Annotated in this window: 12 protein-coding genes; 10 read left to right on the top strand and 2 right to left on the bottom strand. The window is 35.6% G+C overall.

Annotation, left to right across the window (positions count from 1 at the left end; genetic code table 11):
* The first annotated feature begins 1,078 nt into the window (after positions 1-1,078).
* The 10 genes from Q7C23_RS13895 (at position 1,079) to Q7C23_RS13940 (ending at position 20,734) form a co-directional block, all read left to right on the top strand.
* The gene (locus Q7C23_RS13895; protein WP_375033091.1) at positions 1,079-1,687 is read left to right on the top strand and encodes an RNA polymerase sigma factor; all 609 of its coding nucleotides are present in this window, start codon (positions 1,079-1,081) and stop codon (positions 1,685-1,687) included.
* A gap of 88 nt (positions 1,688-1,775) precedes the next feature.
* Complete coding sequence (locus tag Q7C23_RS13900; RefSeq protein WP_375033092.1) at positions 1,776-2,957, top strand: FecR family protein; 1,182 nt, start codon at positions 1,776-1,778, stop codon at positions 2,955-2,957.
* A gap of 177 nt (positions 2,958-3,134) precedes the next feature.
* Positions 3,135-6,494 (top strand): TonB-dependent receptor, encoded by a 3,360-nt coding sequence (locus Q7C23_RS13905; RefSeq protein ID WP_375033093.1) that lies wholly within the window; start codon positions 3,135-3,137, stop codon positions 6,492-6,494.
* 27 nt (positions 6,495-6,521) lie between these two features.
* Positions 6,522-8,129, top strand: a complete 1,608-nt coding sequence (locus tag Q7C23_RS13910; RefSeq protein WP_375033094.1) for a RagB/SusD family nutrient uptake outer membrane protein — start codon at positions 6,522-6,524, stop codon at positions 8,127-8,129.
* Positions 8,130-8,318: 189 nt separating this feature from the next.
* Positions 8,319-12,290 (top strand): beta-galactosidase, encoded by a 3,972-nt coding sequence (locus tag Q7C23_RS13915; protein ID WP_375033095.1) that lies wholly within the window; start codon positions 8,319-8,321, stop codon positions 12,288-12,290.
* A 55-nt stretch (positions 12,291-12,345) separates the two neighbouring features.
* Positions 12,346-14,694 carry a beta-galactosidase gene (locus Q7C23_RS13920; RefSeq protein ID WP_375033096.1) on the top strand — a complete coding sequence of 783 codons (2,349 nt, stop codon included), beginning with the start codon at positions 12,346-12,348 and terminating at the stop codon, positions 14,692-14,694.
* 38 nt (positions 14,695-14,732) lie between these two features.
* On the top strand, positions 14,733-17,702 hold the full coding sequence (locus Q7C23_RS13925) for a glycoside hydrolase family 2 TIM barrel-domain containing protein (RefSeq protein ID WP_375033097.1): 2,970 nt from the start codon (positions 14,733-14,735) through the stop codon (positions 17,700-17,702).
* Positions 17,703-17,771: 69 nt separating this feature from the next.
* Positions 17,772-18,998 carry a metallophosphoesterase gene (locus Q7C23_RS13930; RefSeq protein WP_375033098.1) on the top strand — a complete coding sequence of 409 codons (1,227 nt, stop codon included), beginning with the start codon at positions 17,772-17,774 and terminating at the stop codon, positions 18,996-18,998.
* 252 nt (positions 18,999-19,250) lie between these two features.
* Positions 19,251-20,207, top strand: a complete 957-nt coding sequence (locus Q7C23_RS13935; RefSeq protein ID WP_375033099.1) for a YheT family hydrolase — start codon at positions 19,251-19,253, stop codon at positions 20,205-20,207.
* Between the two features lie 278 nt (positions 20,208-20,485).
* Positions 20,486-20,734 carry a hypothetical protein gene (locus Q7C23_RS13940; RefSeq protein WP_375033100.1) on the top strand — a complete coding sequence of 83 codons (249 nt, stop codon included), beginning with the start codon at positions 20,486-20,488 and terminating at the stop codon, positions 20,732-20,734.
* Between the two features lie 135 nt (positions 20,735-20,869).
* Here the strand turns inward: Q7C23_RS13940 and Q7C23_RS13945 are convergent, their stop codons facing one another.
* Entirely contained in the window at positions 20,870-21,631 is a 762-nt protein-coding gene (locus Q7C23_RS13945) for a phosphatase PAP2 family protein (RefSeq protein WP_375033101.1), read from the bottom strand.
* Positions 21,632-21,745: 114 nt separating this feature from the next.
* Positions 21,746-22,081, bottom strand: a complete 336-nt coding sequence (locus Q7C23_RS13950; RefSeq protein ID WP_375033102.1) for a helix-turn-helix domain-containing protein — start codon at positions 22,079-22,081, stop codon at positions 21,746-21,748.
* Positions 22,082-22,224: the final 143 nt, after the last annotated feature.

The raw sequence follows: 22,224 nt of genomic DNA on the forward strand, positions 1-22,224 counted from the left end.
TGAAATTGGTAGACACGCTGGACTTAAAATCCAGTGAACAGCAATGTTCGTGCGGGTTCAAGTCCCGCTCTGAGTACAAGAAAGCCCTTTCAATTTGAAAGGGCTTTTTTATGCAATAAATTTTTTGTTTTTACTTCTTTTCTTCAAAGCAGAAATATTTTTAGTGTAAAATGAAAAGTTTCACATTTCTTACGCTGCTGAAACTTTTAGGTGTTATTTAATTACAAAATGATCAAGTCCTCCATAAAATAGTTTCTCGTTGGTAAGAGCTATTAAAAAGCCTGATTAACTAATGTGAAAAGTGCAATGTTGGGGTTTTTCTCTTTAATTTTTATTGGATAAAGACTTTCTGAATGGTTATTTGTATTAGTAAATAAAACCATCAAAGTGTTTGAGATGATCTTAATTGACAGTCTAAGAAAGTATATTTTATTGCTGAACGGTTTCTTTTGCCTATGTAAAATGTTTTTATGGTAGCTGCAGCTATAAAGTTTTTCCGAAAATCGGTAATATATGCTTCGATATTTTCTGCAATAGTATGCATTAGGCATACAATATCTTTTAGGAATGCTTGGAACTTAACTTTTCAATATTAAACTTTGTTATAATCTATATCTCAATATAAATAGTAGAAAAAGAAGCCCATTATATTGATTTTTGATTTCATTTTGTAATTATTCAATTGTGTCATAACTTTTTTAGTATAACCAATTGGTCGCAGTTACTCTTCGTGATGTGTTTTTAAAATATGAATTCGTCATGTTTATTAGATCATATATTTGTAAGACTATTGTTTTTGTAAATGATAGTAAGCTGGTAAAATATCGAACTTAAAATATCATTTTTTTCTTATCTTCTTACAAACAAAGTTGACAATGTATGAATATTATTAAATGTATATCCGAAAAAAAAATGAAATTGATGCTTATTAAATCAATAATTGTTTTTTCTGTAAAAATTTCAGAAAACTAACTTTTACAATGAACAAACATGTGTTCGAGCACATTTTTTCTAGTTTTTGTATCTAAGTGTAATTTTTTTAATTATGTTTGCGCATATTTCATTAAAAAAATATGCTGTGACTACAATTCACCCCCCGTTAATTTTACTAAACGAACCTGTGCTTTTATTAAAAGTGGCAGAGGGAGATGAATTGACCTATACCCGTCTTGTAGAAAAATATTGGCAAAAGGTACTGCAGCATGCGCTCAGCTTTGTAAAATCATATCCAATTGCCGAGGAGTTAACTCAAGATGTCTTTATTCAGATATGGGATAAACGTGAAAAATTAGCAGAGGTAAAATGCTTTAATAATTATCTTTTCATAGTGAGTCGAAATTTGATCATTAGTCATATTCGGAAAAAACTGATAGAAACAGATTCATTAAAAGATGAAAAATTGCAAGAGCTATTTTTCAATCCTGATGAACAATATGAGTTTAAAGAATTGATTGAAATAATAAACGATGGAGCTGCACTTTTGCAAGAACCAAGACGTTCTGTTTTTCTGTTAAGCAGAATGGAAGGCAGGGATACGGATTATATCAGCAAAGAACTCGGTATAGCTACCAGAACTGTGCGTTGGCACTTGTTACAAGCCTTAAATTTTCTTAGAAAACACCTACATAGTCAATATAATATCGATCTAATGATGTTATTTTTATTTATCTCATATTTTTTTTCATAAAATTTTCATTTTTCATTGCCACTTTGGTATTGAATCCTCGTCTTTATAATTGGAGCCCTTTTTAGATCCCTACAAAATTATTTTATTTATGTATCAAGAAGAATTGTTTAAAGAACTTATGGAGCAGTTTGTCTCGGGCGAGATTACCCCTAGAGGGAAAGAAATGCTACTTTCAATGCTTGATAATCCAAAGTATTCACAAGAACTCAATACAATTCTGCGGGAAAATTATGATTCTGTAGAAATCCCTCGAGTGAGCCCTGAAGTCACAGGAAAATTTATACAGGAGTTAAAAATTAAAATGGGGAAATCTTCTAAGACAGAGAATGGAGATTCTACTGTTTTGAATCTGTTGAATTGGAGAAAAATTGTAACTGCGGCAAGTATCCTTTTAGTGGTAGGGCTTGGAAGTCATTATGTTTTTCAGAAAGACAATAGAATGTCAGTAGCGGTCGCATCAAAAGAAACACATGATAAAAAGCCTGGTAAAACTGGGGCGATACTTACGCTGTCTAATGGTTCTAAGATAGTTTTGGATAGTGTAGGGAACGGTTTGTTGGCCAATCAGAACAATACAACTGTTTCAAAAAAGAATGGTGGGGTAGTGTATACCTCAGGTACAAATGCAGAAGTAGTATACAATACCATGACTACACCAAGAGCCCGTCAGTATAATCTGGAATTATCAGATGGTACAAAAGTATGGCTTAACGCTTCATCTTCAATTACTTTCCCAACTTCTTTTGCTAAAAATGAAAGAAAAGTAAAGATAACCGGAGAGGTTTATTTTGAAGTAGCCAAAGATAAAACCAAGCCTTTTAGAGTTTTAGTAAATGATATGCAAGTCAATGTATTAGGTACTCATTTTAATGTAAATGCTTATCATGATGAAGAAACAGTAAATACTACTCTTTTAGAAGGTAGCGTGTTAATAACTGAACAAAGTAAAAAAATACTGTTAAAACCAGGACAGCAAGCTCAAAAACAGAAGTCAGGAGTAATTTCTGTTAACAATAATGTGAATATGGATGTGGTCATGGGATGGAAAAACGGTTTGTTTTATTTTGAAAATGCAAGCCTTGAAAAAGTTTTACGACAATTGAGTCGTTGGTATGATGTAGATGTTGTTTTTGAAAAAGGAGTGCCGGCAAGAGCATTTGAAGGAGAAATACAAAGAGATCTAAAACTCTCACAAGTATTAAAAATTTTAGAAAAGAATAAGATTCATTTCAAGATTGAAGGAAAGATTTTAAGGGTAATGCCTGATTAGATTACAATGGGGAAACCCTTTTTACAGAATATTTATTTATTGTCCATAAAAAAGCCAGCAGATGTTGGAAGCATTGCTGGCTAAGTTCTGAAAGCAGAACAGTTATGGAAAAATAAATAGATAAACCAGCCAAGCAAGCATAGAGAATTTATTATTAACCAAAACCATTACGAAAGTATGAAATTATTACCAAAATCCCAGCCAAAGAATTATTGGCTGACATCAAAAACCTGGAAAGTTATGAAATTAACATCCATACTGGTTATTGTCCTTACTTTACAAGTTTCGGCAGCAGTATCTTCACAAAACATTACTTTTTCAGGAAAGAATGTTGCGATTAAGAAAGTATTAAACGTCATAAAAAATCAAACAAATTATGTTTTTTTCTATGATGTTGAAGTCCTGAAAAATGTTAAACCAATTTCTCTTAATTTAATAAATGCTCCTATTGAGAAAGTTTTAGAACAAACTTTCGCAGGTCAGCCTGTCACGTGGATCATCGAGGGAAAAACAATTTCGTTTGTTCCTAAAGTGGAGATAATAAAAGAGGTGGTCCATTTGAAATCGGTAGAAAAGCAAGTTAAAGGGAAAGTAACTGATGAAGCTGGTCTACCTATTCCAGGAGCAAATGTTAGAGTAAAAAACGGAGTAGCATCGGTACAAACTGATCTGGATGGTAGTTTTACTATTTCTGTACCATCTTCTAATACTATATTGATTATTTCCTTTATGGGGATGCAAACTCAGGAAGTAATAGTTTCCAGTGATTTTTTACCTGTTGTTTTGATTGCGCAAGGACAAAAATTAGACGAAATTATGGTGCAGGTTGCTTACGGAACCCAAAAGAAAAAGACACTGACAGGTGCACAAGCAGCTGTAAGTCAAAAAGCTCTTCAAGACAGACCAATTACTAGCTTAACGACTGGTTTGCAAGGAACTATGTCGGGAGTTACTGTTACCACTACAAATGGACAGCCTGGCAAAGATGGAGCCGCCATTAAAATACGTGGAATAGGAACCTTAAATAATAGTAATCCTTTGGTTGTTGTTGATGGAGTGATCGCTACCATGAGTGAAGTAAATCCTTCTGATGTTGAAAATGTAACGGTATTAAAAGATGCAGCTTCTTCTGCAATTTATGGTTCCAGAGCGGCAAATGGTGTAATTTTGGTTACAACCAAAAAAGGAAAAAAGGGAGGGGTTCAGATTCATTTCGAATCCAATATGGGAGTTCAGAATTTGGGGCCATTACCTGATTATTTACCTTCCTGGCAACAAGCAGAAATGTTTAACCAGGCCAAGTTAAATGAAGGGACTGCCATTGCAAACTTACCATGGAGTGCTGATAAAATCCAAAAATTAAAAGACGGTAGTGATCCTTATAATTATCCCAATACGGATTGGCTTGATTTGTTTTATAAACGTGCAGCGCTACAAACCAATCATTATCTTAGTATAGGAGGGGGAGATGGTAAATCACAATATTCTTTTTCTATGGGATATTTTGATCAAAATGGTAACGTAGACGGATTAAGAAGTCAAAAAGTATCAACAAGATTTAATATCAATACAAAAGTTAGTGATCGATTTAGTATCAGCGGAAATATAGCTTACCAATATATGCCAACTGTTGAACCAATAAGCTCCTATGCGCCTGGGTTCAGTTCAATGTTAAAGCTGCTTAATCGTATTTCTAATACCGTAGTAAATCAATATCCAAATGGTCAATATGGCTATGTAGGGGATGGAAATCCAATGGCTTGGCTGGATTCAGGTTCTGAAAACAAGACCATAGCAAATACACTAACAGCAAATTTTGGTGCCGACTGGGAAATTGTGAAGAATTTACATTTTAAACCAGCATTGCAATATCGTGGTACTTCGGGCCAAAGAAAGCAATTCATGGAAAAAATCGAATATTTTAGCCAGACAACAGGAGCTTTAACCAAAACCCAAGGCCCTAATCAGTTGTATCAAACTTCAGATAAAAGTACTTATTATAATGTTCAAGCATTATTGGATTATAAATTGAACCTGGGAGAGAAACATCATCTTAGTTTCTTAGGAGGAGCAACCAAAGAGTATAGTCTTTATGAATTTATGTCGGCTTATCGTCAGGATTTCTTAAATAATGAATTGACAGAAATAAATGCCGGACCTGCAGCAGGACAAAAAACGGAAGGATATTCTAACGACTGGGCTTTGCTTGGATACTTTGGACGATTCAATTACAATTACAATGAACGTTATTTATTTGAAGCCAATTACAGATATGACGGTTCTTCTCGTTTTGCGGGAGATAATAAATGGGCTGCATTCCCTTCATTTTCTGCAGGATGGAATATTTCGAATGAGCATTTTTTTGAACCATTAACAGATATCGTTAATTCATTAAAATTCAGAGCTTCCTGGGGACAATTAGGAAATCAACAAGCTTCATCGAATTACCCAACTTATGCAACTGTTGAATCTGGACAAAATTATTCTTTTAATCAGTCATTAGCTCCTGGTATTGCGCCAAATGCTGGTGCAAATGCAGATGCTAAATGGGAAACTACCACAGCAACCGATTTCGGTTTGGATTTCTCTTTCCTTAGTAATAAGCTGTCATTTACGGTTGATTATTTTACTAAAATGACCGATGATATTTTGATGACTCTGCCAGTTGGCGAAGTGTATGGTTTGAGTGCTCCGGTTGTAAATGCAGGGTCTGTATCTAATAAAGGTTGGGAATTTTCCGGAAAATATAATGCCAATATTGGAGCAGTTAATCTTGATTTAGGTGCTAACCTTACTTATATTGACAATAAAATTACTGATTTGAAAGGTGTTGGCCCGATCGTTGGTTCCGGAAGTTCTACTTTCCAGGATGTAGGTTACCCAATTAATTCACTTTACGGTTATAAAGCAGAGGGTATTTTTAGATCTCAACAAGAAGTATTGGATCATGCGACACAAGGTTCAAATACGGCTCCCGGAGATTTGAAATATACTGACATCAATAACGACGGTAAGATTGACTCAGAAGATAGAAGCTATTTAGGCACGTATTTTCCAAAAACTACCTATGGATTTAACATAGGTGCTACATATAAAACATTTGAAATCTCTGCATTTTTTCAAGGAGCTGCAGGTGTAAAAGCAAACGTATCGAATATGATTGGTCAAATTGGAGGAACAAGCTCTAAACCAACCTCTGCATTTTTAGACAACTGGACTGTTGATAATCCAGATGCTTCTTTCCCAAGACTTTGGACATCATACAAACAAAATGATCCGGAAAGCACTCCATCTTCTTTTTGGGTAAAAGATGCTTCATACTTACGTTTGAAAGCGTTAACAATAGCATTTAATTTTCCTGAGAGTTTGAATAAAAAACTAGGTGTTGTCAATGCCAAGATTTATTATACAGGTCAAAACATTCTGACTTTTACTAATTTCTATTCTTGGATAGATCCGGAAGTTGGTTCTTCGGCAAGTATTTATAGTTATCCGCAAGTGGTTACAAACTCAATTGGACTTACAGTCAATTTTTAATTAAAGATTTTTTTAAACAATATAGTTATGAAGAAAATATTTCTTTTTATAAGTTTTACGGCTATTCTTTTAGGGAGCTGTCAGGACGACTTTTTGGAGAGAGCTCCAAAGGATGCTTATAGTGATGCTTCATTATGGTCTTCAAAAGCCGATGCTACTGCGGCCTTAAACGGTTGTTATGCCGGATGGGAATTTGGTGCTATTATTATTGGTGATGATTGTTTTACAGACAATGGTTTTGACCAATTTGGCTGGGATGGATATGAGCCGATGGCTTCCGGACTAGTTAGTCCTGGTGATGAATGGTTCCCAAACTTTTGGAGTTACAAAACTATTCAAAGATGTAACTGGTTTTTAAGTAATGTCGATAAAACTCCAGTTTCTTCTTTACCCGAAGATTTAAAAAACAGAATGAAATCTGAGGTTCGCTTTTTAAGAGCGTATCAATATTATAAGATGAGCGTTTATTATGGAGATGTACCTTTGGTTTTAACTTCATTAACACCGGCTGAATCGAATGTTGTCACAAGAACTCCCAAAGCAGAAGTGATTGCGTTTATTACAAAAGAATTAAATGAAATTGCTCCTTTGTTACCGGTTAGTTATCCTGCTTCAGATGCAGGACGCATTACCAGGGGAGCAACACTTGGACTAAAAGCCAGAATTCAGCTAATCGAAGGGGATTACACAGGCGTAGCCGCTACTAGTGCAGCTTTGATGGGAGCACCTTTTAATTATAGTTTGTTTGATAATTTTCAGGAACTTTTCAGACCAATGAATCATGACAATCAGGAAACATTGCTTAATTGCCAGGCTCTAAAAGATCTTAATGCTGATTGGTACCCAATTGCATACGCTCCTAAGTCACAGGGAGGATGGAGTTCTTATGCGCCAACTCAAGCATTGGTTGATACTTATGAAACCATTAATGGTAAAACAATTGCAGAAGATGCAACCTATGACCCATTACAACCTTATAAAGACAGAGATCCTCGTTTGGATATGAGTATTATAAGACCTGGATCTCTTTACATGGGTGCTTATTTTGATCCTTATCAAGGAGATGATGATTATAATTTGGTAGGCGATAATACATCACAAACCGGTTATAATCTTAAAAAGTACATCGCTAATCTTGATGATTATAGAGGAACTGATTATGGTACAGATATAGACAATATTGGCGGAGCTGTAATGGTAATTCGATATGCAGAGGTATTATTGACTTATGCAGAGGCTAAAATTGAATTAAATCAAATTGACCAATCAGTATATGATGCTATCGATAAGGTAAGAACCAGAGCTGGAATGCCAAATGTTGATAAAACGGTTTATAATAATCAAACAAAAATGCGTGAGTTAATACGCAGAGAGAGAAGAGTAGAGTTAGCGTTTGAAGGATTAAGATTTGTTGATACCAGACGTTGGAAAATTGCTGAACAAGTAATGCCTGGAATGGTGAAGGGTATTTTAAAAGGGTCTGTTAACCCTGAAAACGGCGAGCTTACATTGGAACCAAATACAGTTAAAGAAGTTACCACGCGTGTCTTTACAAATCCGAAGCATTATTTGTTACCAATTAAACAAAAAGAAATTGATATCAATAAAAATCTAAAGCAAAACCCAGGTTATTAATGTTTATTGTGGTTTGATACCCTTGTTTTTGGATTGGTTGAGAGAGGAGCTCAGGCTCCTCTTTTTTATTTAAAGTTTATTTTTTTGAAATTATTTAAACTTATTTATCTCTTAAGGAATACAGGCATTAAAAAAAATAAAAGTTAGGTAAATTAATTATCTACAGTTGTTTTAATGAATTTTAAACATATGAAAAAAGTACTCTTGTTATTGCTTTTCTTTTTTTTTGCAAAGGCAACAATACTTACAGCACAAATACATACTACACCAAAAGTATGGGCTGCCGATAATAATGATGGCACTTATAAAAATCCATTGTTGTGGGGTGATTGGCCTGACCCGGATTTTATTCGTGTGGGTGATGAATTTTATTTTGTGTCTACCAGCATGCATTATGTTCCAGGGTGCCCTATTTTAAAATCGAAGGATTTGGTAAATTGGGAGATGGCTGGTTATGCCGTGGATCAATATAATGAAGATTCTCGCTATAATTTGCAAAATGGAGAGCGATACCTCAGAGGCTCCTGGGCTGCTACCATTCGGCATCACAATGGATTATTTTATGTTGGGTTTTGTACACCAAATTGGGATAAGGAAAAAGGCAATTTTTCTATTTGCACTGCCAAGGATATAAAAGGGCCCTGGACAAGAACCATTTTTCCTGAATATTTATATGATCCGGGTTTGTTTTTTGATGATAATGGAAAAGTATATGTGGCGCATGGACAACAAAAACTTTATATAACCGAATTAAATGCCGACGCTTTGTCGGTTAAAACACCTCAAAAAGAAATCTACAATAATCGTGATTATCCTTATTTAGAAGGGTCACATATGTATAAAGTCAATGGAAAATATTATATCTTAGGTTCTACTGGAGGTACAAAAGGGCGACAGGTTTGTTTGAGATCAGACAATGTTTACGGTCCTTATGAATCCAAAGTAATAATTAACGACGATCATACTTATCCGGGAAATGGTTTACACCAGGGCGGAATGACACAGCTAAAAGATGGTTCCTGGTGGTTTATCATTATGCAGGATCGCGGACCAATTGGTCGTACTCCTAATTTGGAACCAGTTACTTGGATAGATGGGTGGCCTATGCTGGGGGTAGATGGTAAAGGCGTGGAAAACTATAAAAAGCCCAATGTCGAAAAAGCATTCCCAATCACAGTTCCTGCAACTTCCGATGAATTCAATACTCCTACACTTGGCCTTCAATGGCAATGGAATCATAACCCTGATAATAAAAAATGGTCGCTAAAAGAACGCAAAGGTTATATGCGTTTGAAAGCTTCCCAAGCCTCCAGACTTTATGAAGCCAGAAATACGCTGACACAAAGGGTACAAGGTCCCTATTCTACAGGTACTGTAGAAATGAATGTGAGTGGTATCAAGGACGGAAATACAGCGGGCTTTGCTATTTTTCAAATGCCTTATGCTTACATAGCTGTTCAACAAAAGGGGAAGCAAAGAAACTTAGTGATGGTAAATAACGATACCATTATTACTTCAACCCAATTTACCGGAAATACTATTTGGCTTAAAGCCAATGTCTCTCATAAAGACTATATTGCCACTTTCGAGTACAGTACAGATGGGAAAAAATTCGAATCTATTGGAAACACTTTAAAAATGGGTCTGGGTTTGGATTGGACCGCAAATCGTTTTGCGTTATTTAATTTTAGTACCGCAAAAACGGGCATTAACGGATTCGCCGATTTTAACTGGTTTCACTTTGATAATGAAAATGCATTTGAGAGCAGTAAAAGCAAAGCATTAATCCCAAAAAAGTTCTCTAATCCCGAGCGCATTCGTTACGACGGAAAAGGAATGATCATTGAAGGAAAAGAATTTTTTACTTATAGCGCGGCTTTCCATTATTTCCGTTGTCCAAAAGAATTATGGAGAGATCGTTTTAAAAAAATAAAAGAAGCTGGATTCAATACCGTGGAGACCTATGTGCCATGGAATTGGCACGAACGTGAAATGCCTGCTAGTATAGATGATTACTCAAAATTTGACTTTACAGATTTGATGGCTTGGCTAAAAATGGCCCACGAAGAATTTGGTTTCTATACGATCGTCCGTCCTGGTCCTTTTATTTGTGCCGAGTGGTCTGGGGGAGGTTATCCGCAATGGCTGGCAAAATATACCCCTGGTAAAGAAGAATTTTGGTTAAGAAGCTCTGATCCTGAACATATCAAATGGTCGCAGCATTGGTACAAGGCTGTTTGTAAAGCTGTTGCTAACGAGCAGATCACAAAAAAGGCAAAAGGGGAAAAAGGCATTATTTTATTTCAAATTGAGAACGAATACAATCATGACGATTCTACCAATAAAGACGTCTTACTTAAGGGTTTATATGAATCTGTAAAAGAGAATGGTATCAATGTACCGATGTTTACCTGTTTAACAGAAGAATGCCGTAGCAGTAAAGACCCCGAGCTGTCGCAAGTTTTTGACAGTGATAATTATTACGTAGGTCTTAATGAAGCACCAAGTTGTGCTATACGAATGGCTGATCTTAGAAATAAACAAACTGATTCACCTGGATTTGTTACTGAACTTCAGGGAGGATGGTTTTCTTTGGTTAACGGGAGACTTAGCGAAGAAAATTATTCAGATGCCCGCCACTATAAGGCCATTACGATGATGAGTCTGTTAGGTGGAGCTTCAGGATTGAATGCTTATATGTTTTACGGAGGCACTCATTTTGATGGATGGGGAGCACGTGGAATGACTACTTCCTATGATTATAATGCGGCGATTAGAGAAAATGGAGCACTTAGCGCAAAGTATTATGTTTCCCAAAAAATTGGAGATTTCCTAAAAATATATGGAACTAAGCTGATGCAATCTCAAGGAGGACCGTGCCAGCTGGATGTTGATGGAAAACCCGCGCCTAAAAATCTTTTTGGAGGAGTACGCATTGCACCCGATGGAACCAAATTCGTTTTTCTTCACAATACCGATGATAAAAAAGCTATTTCAGGTAGAGTTACCTTATCACCTGGTAAGATCAATAAAGACGATGAACCTCTTTACAACATCAACCAGAATGGCGAAAAAGTATTAATCCACACTAATAATGTTAAACTAAATGAAGCTGTTAGTATTCCTTCCTTTGACGTCGATTACCAGTTAAATGATTTGGATGCCAAAGTTTTAGTAATTGCTCCCGGGAAAACGGCTTCTCAAGGGGAATGGTGGCCAAAAAACATTGTGGAGACTAAATCTGTTTCGGTTCCAAAAAGTATCCGTATCACCAAAGCACAAGTGTTAGAGGATCCATTGACAAAAGCAAAATGGCAACCTTTGAAACCAGCAACGGCATTATCAGAAATTGGGGTTAACGACTTTAGATATTGTTATTACAAAGGCAATATTAAACTAACAGCTGCTCAGGCTGCAAGCCAAAACAAGCTTTTATTCAATATGTTTACTCGTGATATTGTTAATGCTCAGATCAATGGGCAAATAGCCAAAAGAGTAGCGCCCGATAAAGCTGATGCGCAATCCTGGCCAACCCGAGACTGTTTTATTCGTATTGGATCAGATGTGTTTGACAACCAATTTGATACATCCGGATTATTAAAAGAGGGAAATAATGAAATTATAGTTGTCTATGAAAATTTAGGCCATGCCCACGGTTATATGCCAATGGAAGAATTGGCGGGTATCAAAACTGCAGGTTTATCTGATGCTACTTCTAAAATTAATTATCCGCTACAATGGGAAATCGCTAAAGATTTGGCAGGTATTACCGAAGGTTTCACCAAAGAAGGATTCAAGGCTTTAAAATGGAAAAAAATTAACCTTGATAGTACTTCTGAAGTAGTAAGAAAGGCAAAGGGAGTACCAGCCAAGGCAAACCCAACTGGTTTGGTAACCTGGTATAGCGTAGAGTTTGAACTTGATCCAAATACAAATCCAGAAACTACATGGCGCCTTTTGATAAATGCATCAGGAAATGGTTATATGTATCTGAACGGACATAATATAGGAAGACATTGGGAAGTAGGTCCGCAACGTGAATTTTATTTACCAGAGTGTTGGCTGCATTTTGAAAAAAACAAAAAGAATGTACTGCTTCTAGGATTGCGCCAAACGGAAAATGGAGCTGTAATTAAGGGAATGGAAATAAAAGAGTATTAATTGAATAGGTAGTTAATAGGTTTAAAAGAATATAAGATCAAAATAAAATAAAACGATGAAAAATTTAATTGCGCTTTTATCCTTGCTATTCCTACAAATAGCATCATCTCAAAATCTTCCCAAGAGTCAATTGTCAACTGACCAGTCAACAAATTTTAAAATAGGAGATAATGATTTTATGCTTAACGGAAAGCCATATGTGATCCGATGTGGTGAAATGCACCTTGCAAGAATTCCCAGAGAATATTGGGAACACCGTTTGAAAATGGCAAAAGCAATGGGACTCAACACCGTTTGTGCTTATTTGTTTTGGAATGTGCATGAACCGGAACCAGACAAATTCAATTGGGATGGAATGGCCGATGCGGCAGCGTTTTGTAAGCTGGCACAAAAGCAAGGATTATATGTTATTTTACGGCCGGGACCATATGCTTGTGCAGAATGGGATTTTGGAGGTTTCCCGTGGTGGTTACTTAAAAAGAAAGACATCAAACTCCGTACGCAAGATCCCTATTATTTAGAGCGTTGCCGTATGTATTTAAAAGAAGTTGGGAGGGTTTTAGCACCATATCAGATTGATAAAGGAGGAAACATTATCATGACTCAGGTAGAGAATGAATATGGTTCTTACGGAAATGACAAAGAATATTTAGGAAAAATAAGAGATTTTCTAAAAGAAGCAGGTTTTACAGTCCCCTTGTTTACTTGTGATGGTCCTTCACAATTAAAAAGCGATGTAAGAGATGATATTTTCAGTGTTGTAAATTTTGGAGGAAATCCCGAGTCGGCTTTTAAATCCTTAAGAGAGGTTCGTCCTACAGGCCCTTTAATGTGTGGAGAATATTATCCGGGTTGGTTTGATTCCTGGGGAACCAAGCACCATACAGGTTCCGTAGATAATGTGGTCAAAGAGATAAAATATATGTTGGACAACAAAGCGTCTTTTAGTATATACATGGCGCACGGCGGTACTACTTTTGGCATGTGGACGGGTGCTAATAGCCCTCCTTATTTACCACAAACCTCAAGCTATGATTATGATGCTCCAATTAGCGAAGCAGGTTGGGATACTGAAAAGTTCTACGCATTGCGCAATCTTTTTTCCGGCTATTTGCAGCAAGGAGAAACATTGCCTGATGTGCCAGCACGAAACAAAGTGATCAAAATACCAGAATTTGCAACTACAGAGATTGCTCCTTTATTTTCAAATCTTCCTGATTTTATACAGGATAAAGTTCCTCAAAATATGGAACAATATAATCAGGGGTATGGAAGCATCTTGTACAGAACCACATTAGAAGGAGGAAAAGTGACCACACTAAATATAAAAGAAGTACACGATTTTGCTTTGATTTTTATAGATGGTAAAAAAATAGCAACTCTGGACAGAAGAAAAGAAGAATATAGCTGTAAAATACCGGCTACCAGGAAAGGATCAGTTTTGGATATTTTGATTGAAGCGACCGGTCGCGTAAATTATGGTGGTGACCTGCACGATCGAAAAGGAATTACTGAAAAAGTATTTCTAAAAGATGAAGGCGGAAAAATCACTGATTTATACAACTGGAAAGTATTTCCAATTGCATTAAGCAATAACGAGACTCCAAATTATTTAAAATTCGAAACAGGAAATACCATAATGCCTGCCTTTCATAAAGGAACTTTTTTTCTGGAGGAAACCGGAGATACCTTTCTTGATGTTAGTACCTGGGGTAAAGGTTTGGTTTGGATTAATGGACATTGCCTGGGGAGATTTTGGAATATTGGCCCAACACAGTCTATGTATGTTTGCGGACCGTGGTTAAAAAAAGGAAATAATGAAGTGATCGTTTTAGATTATTTAGGACCGTCAACGAATAGCTTATCAGGGATGGAGCTTCCAATATTGGATGCTTTGGATCCTTCTCTTGTGATGACAAAGCATAAAAAAGAGAATCAAAAATTACAGCTGAATGCGATGAGTCCTGTATTTAAAGGACAAGCAAAAGCGTCAATTGAATGGCAGGAAGTAAAATTTAAAAATACAAAGGGACGTTATTTCTGCCTGGAGGCACTAAATGGACATCAGGATAATCGGCCTTATGCTACTTTAGCAGAATTATATCTTTTGGATCAAAATGGAAAAGAAATTCCACGCACCAAATGGAAAGTCGTATATGCCGATAGTGAAGAAGTAGATAGTGGAGATGGAAGATCAGATAACGTATTTGATTTACAAAGTACTACTTATTGGCACACACAATATTCAGAGACCAGTGATGATTTTCCTCATCAGATCGTAATTGATTTGGGAAGTATTAAGAATATAGGCGGAATCAAATTCCTTCCGCGACAAGATTCCCCTAATGGGCGAATAAAAGATTATCAGGTCTATATCAGCAATAATCCTTTTCCAGGAATATAAGTGTGAGAATCATTTAATTATAAAAATTAAAAAGCACTATGTTTAAAATCACGCGCTATTTACTTGTATTGAACATCGTTTTTTTACTGATTTACACAGCAGGATATGCTCAAAAAAAAGTTTTCCGTAAAGCTGTAAAATCTGAAAAAAGTGCCCGAATCAATTTAAATTTAAACAGTAGCTGGGCTTTTTTTAGAGGTGATGTCAAGGATGGCGAAAAAATAGATTTTCAGGATAAAAATTGGCTAGGGGTGTCTATTCCGCATACCATGCGCTTGGAAGCCAAACACTGTGGAGGTGGCACTATTTTTCAGGGAATTGGCTGGTACCGAAAATATTTCAAAATAGAGAAACCGGCTTCCCCAAAAAGAATTACCCTCAACTTTGAAGGCGTTCAAAAAAACTGTGACGTGTATCTCAATGGCGAAAAGTTAACCACGCATTACGGAGGTTATATTGGTTTTGTGATCGATATTACAGATAAAGTTAAGTTTAACGAAAATAATGTATTGGCGGTAAGGGTTTCCAGTCTGGATGATCCTTTAACTCCTCCGGGAAGACCACAGTCTAAATTAGATTTCTATTATTATGGTGGAATTTACAGAAATGTATTTCTGACGATAACCAATACATTATATATTTCGGATCCTTTAGAAGCTAATAAAATTGCAGGAGGAGGTTTATTTGTCACTTTTCCCAAAGTCAGCAAAGCAGCAGCAGAAATTCAGGTAAAAACACATGTTGTTAACCAAAGTAAAGCAGAGGTTAAGACTATCGTAGTTAATAGTATCAGAAATAAAGAAGGTATTGTAGTGGCCCACTCAAGTTCGAATGAAATGGTTGTGGGGGATAAAGAATTTGTACAAAAACTGGTTGTAACCAAACCAAAACTATGGCATCCGGACCATCCTTACCTGTATGATTTAGTTACTCAAATTTACAATAATACACAACTGACAGATCAAAAAACGACTCCGATAGGAATTCGGTCGATAGCTTTCAAATCCCCAACAGGAAAAACCGACGGTTTTTACATTAATGGAGAAAAGTTATATCTCAGAGGAGCTAATCGACATCAATGCTATCAAAACATTGGAGATGCAGCTCCTGCTTCTATGCAATATCGTGATGCGCTCCAATTAAAAAAAGGAGGTTTTAATTCTGTTAGAGCCTCTCATTATCCACAATCTCCTGACTTTTTAGATGCTTGTGATAAGATCGGATTATTGGTAATTGAATGCGAACCAAGTTGGCAATTTTATAATGAAGATGCAGTCTTTATAACCCGTACACAAGATAACGTAAGAGAAATGATCAGACGCGATCGCAATCGCCCGTGTATCTTTCTTTGGGAAACTTCGTTAAATGAATCTCCAACGCCAGATTACTGGGCAAAAGACATCGTAGCAATTGCACATCAGGAAATGCCGAACAATCAAATGTTTACTGCTGATGATTTTTTTGCGAAAGGAAAAAAATACTATGACGTAAGTTACAAGGTAATTAATGAAGATGCAACAGATCCAATGCCTGAAATGCCATCGCTCACGCGTGAATGGGGAGATACATGGATTGCAGATCCAGCTAAGGAAGATGGACTTAGAGCTTCAAGAATTTATACTGAAAAAGGGCTAATTAACCAATGTTTACTCAGGCAAAATGCCCTTAATGGAACAATGCTCGAAGAAGAGGGTGGTTATTGGGATCATGCAAGACTTGATGCCAATCCACGAATTGGCGGGTATTTTCTTTGGAGTTTTAATGATGTTGCCCGAGGAAGTGATGTGACAACTGCTTTTTGTGGTGTGGTAGATATTGACCGTTACGAAAAGTTTGGCTACTACCAGCTTCAATCGATGCAGGATGCCAGAAATCCAACTTACGGCCCTATGGTTTTCATAGCAAGTTATAATAACCGTGCTGATCTGGACAAGGATATTGTGGTTTTCTCCAATTGTGATAAAGTAAGACTTTATCGTAATACTATTTTTATAAAAGAAATTACAAGAGAAGAGAATGTAAAAACGGCGCCATTTGTAGCAGGTAAAGGAGGTAGCCCTTATTTTCTTTTCAAGACTGACCAATATCAAAAAGGTGAACTAAAGGCTCAGGGCATTCTTAACGGAAAAGTAGTATCTACCCACATTGTAAAAATTCCTGAAGAACCAGATCATCTTGAAATAGAATGGGCTACTAAAGGAGTTGACCCAATAGCTGATGGTTCAGATATAATCCCTTTTTATGTTAAAGTATGTGATAAGAACGGAACAGTTATTTCAAATGTAAACCCTATGGAATCCTTTGAGATTAATCTAAAGGTTTCGGGAAATGGAAAATTAATAGGCGCTAATGTTCCTCGTATCAGCATTGCTCAGCAACAAACAGAAAGTGGTATCGGGTACGGAATGATTCGCACTTCATTAGAGAAAGGAAAAATTGAAATTACGGCCAGTTCTACAGGATTGAAATCAGCCCACAGTTCAATAAACACATTACCTTTCAGTGGAACCTTTGCAACAGACGGTGAACATGCCTATTGGCTGGATGAATCCGATTCGATTGAATTCGATACTCAGGATGTTGCTTCACAAGCAATAGTAATTCCTGCTGCGTTAAAAATTATAGGAGCGAAAATAATAATGGCTTCAAAGGATATAAGTAAAGAAGCTGAGAACTTACTTGATGGCAATACAGCTACTGTCTGGGCCGCCAGTAAAACTTCAAAACCGGTAGAACTAATAATAGATTTAGGAAAACAATACTATTTACAAGGAAGCCGATTTATATGGGGAAAAGACAGCGACTGGTATACCTATACTGTTGCTATTTCTGAAAACGGAACTGACTGGACTAATGTAATCCAGCAAAGAAAAACATCAGGACAGGATTACAAACCTGTACTACACGAGTCAGTGAAAGGGAAATTTATTAAAATTATAGTAGAAGATGTGCAACCGGAGAATAGTAAAGTAGCCATAAAGGACATTGTGTTTTTTGGCAAAGAATAGGATAACTACTTTAACCATTTACGAATATTAATGATAATTGCAATTACTTAATCGAAACCAAATAAATCTATGAAAGCAAATAATACACGTCGTTCTTTTCTAACAAAATCCATTGTGGGCGTAACCGGAGCTATGGCGGCAAGTGCATTGCCTTTATCTGCTTTTGCAAATACGGCAGAGGCAGATGTTTCCTTCGCTGACGGGTCTCATACCTTTTTGACTAAGCCCTATTTACAGGCACCGGGAGTAAATAGTATGACGATTATGTGGCTCACAAATTTAAAATGTGTGAATTGGGTAGAGTTTGGTGAGACTGAAAAGTTAGGCCATAAAGCACAACAAGTGACAAACGGAATGCTCAATACCCATTCTAAGATAAATTGTGTAGAATTAAAAGATCTTAAACCCAATACAAGATATTTTTATAAAGTGTTTTCTAAACAAATTATAAAGTTTCAACCCTATAAAATGACTTTTGGAGAAGTGATTACCAGTGAAACCTATTCATTTACAACGTTGGATCCTAAGGCAGAGAAAGTCACTTGGTTGGTTTTGAATGATTTGCACGATCGACCGGAATCATTTGCAGAATTGATGGCACTCAATCAGAACAAGCCGTATGACTTTGTTTTTTTAAATGGAGATATGTTTGATTATCAGATAGATGAAATGCAGGTTGTCAATCATTTATTGAACCCTTGCAGTTTGTTTTCAACCGAAAAGCCTTTTTTATATGTTAGAGGTAACCATGAAACCCGAGGAGAATTCTCCAGAGATCTTTATGATTATTACTATAATTATGATAACAGGGAATATTACTCTTTTCAGATAGGACCCGTTTTTACAATGGTTTTAGATACTGGTGAAGACAAAGAAGATTCACATCCTGTTTATGGCGGAGCAGTTGACTTTGATCGTTATAGAGAAGAACAAGCGATTTGGTTAGAGAGCCAAATGAAAACTAAAGCTTTTAAAAAAGCACCTTTTCGTGTCGTGATGATGCATATCCCGCATTTTCATTCTGATGATGCGCACGGGACTCTGCATTGCAGACAACTTTTTCAGCCCTTATTCGAAAAGTATAAAATAGATTTATTTATAGCCGGACATACACACGAATACGGATTGTATGCCCCTAATAAGGAGCATTCGTACCATTTTGCCATTGGAGGAGGCCCTGAAACAGGAACAAGAACATTGACCAGAATTGAGGCTACTTCAAAAAAATTGAGTTTAACCATGTTCAAAGATGATGGAACAGAAATCGGTCAGTTTAATCTGGATTCCAAAAGATAGAACCTTTTTTCTTCTTTGATTATATTGAATTAAGACAAGCCAATAAGGAAGATGTGGGAATAGTTCGTTTGCATTCTCATTCGGAAAGGGCAAACTTGCTTATGTTTGATGAAAATTAAAACTAAGTATTCCCAATAATGGCTCTCAGAACATTTATGAGAATTAATATTATAAATTAATTTTCCTTCTAAATTTATTTTGTAAGTGATTGATTTCTTAGATTTGTAGTATGCATCAAAAACTCTTTTAATCATGCCTATAATTGAACAATCAGAATATGATTTCCCTTCTATTATGCATCGAAACAGGCATATTTCTACTATTTACGCCGCTTTGTTTAAAAAGTTTGACGCTCCGGGATACATAAGGGAAAAGCTTGAGTTGAGTGATGGAGATTTTATTAATATCGATTTTATTATAAATGACCCTAAAAAAGCTGTGATTTTATGTCATGGTTTAGAAGGAGATTCCCGCAGAACTTATAATAATAGCTGTGCGGTTTATTTTCAACAAAAAGGTTTTTCAGTTTTCGCATGGAACAATCGTACCTGTGGCGGAGAAATGAATCGTCTTCCAAGACTTTATCATCATGGAGCTGTCGATGATCTTGATGAAGTGGTTCAGTTTGTTTTGAAAAAAGGATTTGAAGATGTTTATTTGATCGGATATTCAATGGGAGGTGTTCAGCTTCTGAATTATTTGGGATGGACAAAAATCGATACGCGTGTAAAAGCAGCAGTTTCGATTTCAGTGCCAACTCATATTGCTACAAGTGCTGAAGTACTTAAGCAAGGCTTTAACAGAGTTTATTTAAAGAATTTTACAATCGATATAAAAAGAAAACTGAAATATAAAGCAGCGCAGTTTCCCGATTTTATAAACCGGGATCAAATTGATAAAATTACTTCTTTTGACGAGGTTGATCATTATTTTACCGCACCGTTGCATGGTTTCGCAAGCCGTGATGATTATTATCAGCGTGTCTCTCCGGAATTTTCCCTTAAAAATATTACGACTCCGGTTTTAATTATTAATTCTCTTGATGACCCTTTTTTAGGAGAAAGATGTTATCCCAGAGCTATAGCGCAAGACAGCGCTTATGTTTATCTTGAAACTCCAAAGTACGGTGGACATTGTGCTTTTCCATTGCGTGATTCAGAGTATTCGTATGCTGAAAAAAGAGCTTATGAATTTTTTGAATCTTGTTGACCAAGTGAGAGGTTTTTAAAGCTTAGTAAAAAAAGTAATGTAATTTTGAATTAACATGTTCCGAATTTTTGAATCTTAGATAATCATATCTGTAAGAAGGATCTAAAAAATAAATAAAATCATGAATTTTAGTTAAAAAAATAGTAGTTATATATTTTTTTAAATTGTTATTAATGTGTTGATAAATAATGGTTTATAGTTTGTTTTGATGAGGGATTCAAAGTAATAAATATTTATATTTGAATTAATTAACGGCTTATTAATTTAAAATATTTATTATGGAAAGAGCTATACAATTAAAAGTGCGCAAGGAGTTAAATGGTCAGCAGCAATTGAATATTATTAGATTGAAAGGGAGCTTAATTTCCAAAGGCTATACAGAAATAATACATATTCTGGATCAGGATGATGAATTCCATATTAATTCTTTTGAAACTCCCGTTGAAACTACGAATGAAGTGCAGGAATATATTAAAGCATTCATAACTAGAGAAAATCTGATGGATACAATTTCATTATATAAATGATGTCAAAATAGTGAAGTACTAAATTTTTAACGATAGTAGTAGTTGGTATTTATTTTTATGTGAGAATAAATCAGTAGTATAAAAAGCAAAAGCACCTGTTAAAGGTGCTTTTGCTTTTTATTATGTAAGTTTGCATTAAAATGTTTTGATATAATTAATTGTAAAACTTTTTCCATCATATGAAGGCGAAATAAAAGAGGTCGACTTATCTTCTTTTTTGCCAAATAGTTTGCGTGTCAAATAAGGATTCATCCAATATGCTGCTTTGGTACATAGTATTCCAATTCCGGCTCCGGCCGCTACATCGGTTAACCAGTGCCTGTTATTATACATTCTGAATATTCCTGTTCCGGTAGCAATGGCGTAACCAGCTACACCATACCATATCGATTTGTCTTTATATTCCTGGTATAAAAATTCGGCACCTGCAAAGGCAATTGCTGTATGCCCTGAAGGAAAAGAATCATTTGAAGTTCCATCGGGTCTTTCAACATTGGTAATCGATTTTAATCCGAAAACCGCTCCAACGGTAAGAATAGTTGAAGTGGCTAAAATAACAGAACGATCTCTCATATTATTTTTTCCTTTTACACCAAAAGCGTTAAGCGCATATACAGAAACAGCAGGAACATATCTTGTAAAATCATCTATTGTTATCTTTGTATCTATGTTTTCTGTAATTTCATCGCGAATCTGAAAATTAAAACTTTTTATCTGTCCACTTTCGATTCCCCAAAATCCATATCCAATTAAAATACCTGGTATTATAAGTTGTTTATAATTGAAACGTATATTTCGAACAGTATCCGTCTGAATACTGTCTACTACAATGGTGTTTTGTGCCAAAGAATTATAAGATATCAGTAGTAAAAATAAAAGAAGACTAATTTTTCTCATTTATAAATTATTACATTATAATGGAATTTGATCTAAATACTTTAGAAGCAATTGTTTTGCTGCGGAGTAATTTATTTTCTATTAGAATAAAGATACTAATTTACTGGAAGTTTGTTAGTTATCTTGGTTTTCGAACTTCCTTAATTTCTCTTTAAGTTCTAGATTTTCTTTGGTTAAAAAAGCAATTTGATCCAGTAGACTATTTGGAATTGTGGTAAATCGTTTTGTGAAATTAGTGGATATAGAATCTTTTTTGGTGTTTTCTTCAGCAACTTCACTTTTGTCCACGCCCAATACTTTTGCTATTCTATTCCATTCTTCGATAGTAATTTTAGTTAAACCACGCTCTTTACGACTGTAAGTGGCTTGGGTCATATCGAGTAGATTAGCCATTACATCCTGCGTTATTTCTCGCTTTAAACGCATTTCTTGTAATTTGATCTTTTTCAATTTAAATTAATTATGATTTAGATTATTAATACGATCCGTGATTATTGGGATTGTTTTGCTTTAGCAGTAAGTGTAAGGGTCTTATAAACACTAAAATATATAAAAAGTATGTACTAGGTGTTGTCTCTTTCATATCTTAAGCA

Origin of the sequence: Flavobacterium sp. LAR06, from assembly GCF_041946075.1 — a bacterium.
In the GTDB taxonomy this organism is placed as follows: Bacteria; Bacteroidota; Bacteroidia; order Flavobacteriales; family Flavobacteriaceae; genus Flavobacterium.

Bases quoted from the DNA above. Each gene is read 5' to 3' on its own strand.
- Q7C23_RS13945 (WP_375033101.1), bottom strand. From the start codon at position 21,631: ATGAGAAAAATTAGTCTTCTTTTATTTTTACTACTGATATCTTATAAT.
- Q7C23_RS13930 (WP_375033098.1), top strand. From the start codon at position 17,772: ATGAAAGCAAATAATACACGTCGTTCTTTTCTAACAAAATCCATTGTG.
- Q7C23_RS13940 (WP_375033100.1), top strand. From the start codon at position 20,486: ATGGAAAGAGCTATACAATTAAAAGTGCGCAAGGAGTTAAATGGTCAG.
- Q7C23_RS13935 (WP_375033099.1), top strand. From the start codon at position 19,251: ATGCCTATAATTGAACAATCAGAATATGATTTCCCTTCTATTATGCAT.
- Q7C23_RS13920 (WP_375033096.1), top strand. From the start codon at position 12,346: ATGAAAAATTTAATTGCGCTTTTATCCTTGCTATTCCTACAAATAGCA.
- Q7C23_RS13905 (WP_375033093.1), top strand. From the start codon at position 3,135: ATGAAATTATTACCAAAATCCCAGCCAAAGAATTATTGGCTGACATCA.
- Q7C23_RS13910 (WP_375033094.1), top strand. From the start codon at position 6,522: ATGAAGAAAATATTTCTTTTTATAAGTTTTACGGCTATTCTTTTAGGG.
- Q7C23_RS13925 (WP_375033097.1), top strand. From the start codon at position 14,733: ATGTTTAAAATCACGCGCTATTTACTTGTATTGAACATCGTTTTTTTA.
- Q7C23_RS13915 (WP_375033095.1), top strand. From the start codon at position 8,319: ATGAAAAAAGTACTCTTGTTATTGCTTTTCTTTTTTTTTGCAAAGGCA.
- Q7C23_RS13900 (WP_375033092.1), top strand. From the start codon at position 1,776: ATGTATCAAGAAGAATTGTTTAAAGAACTTATGGAGCAGTTTGTCTCG.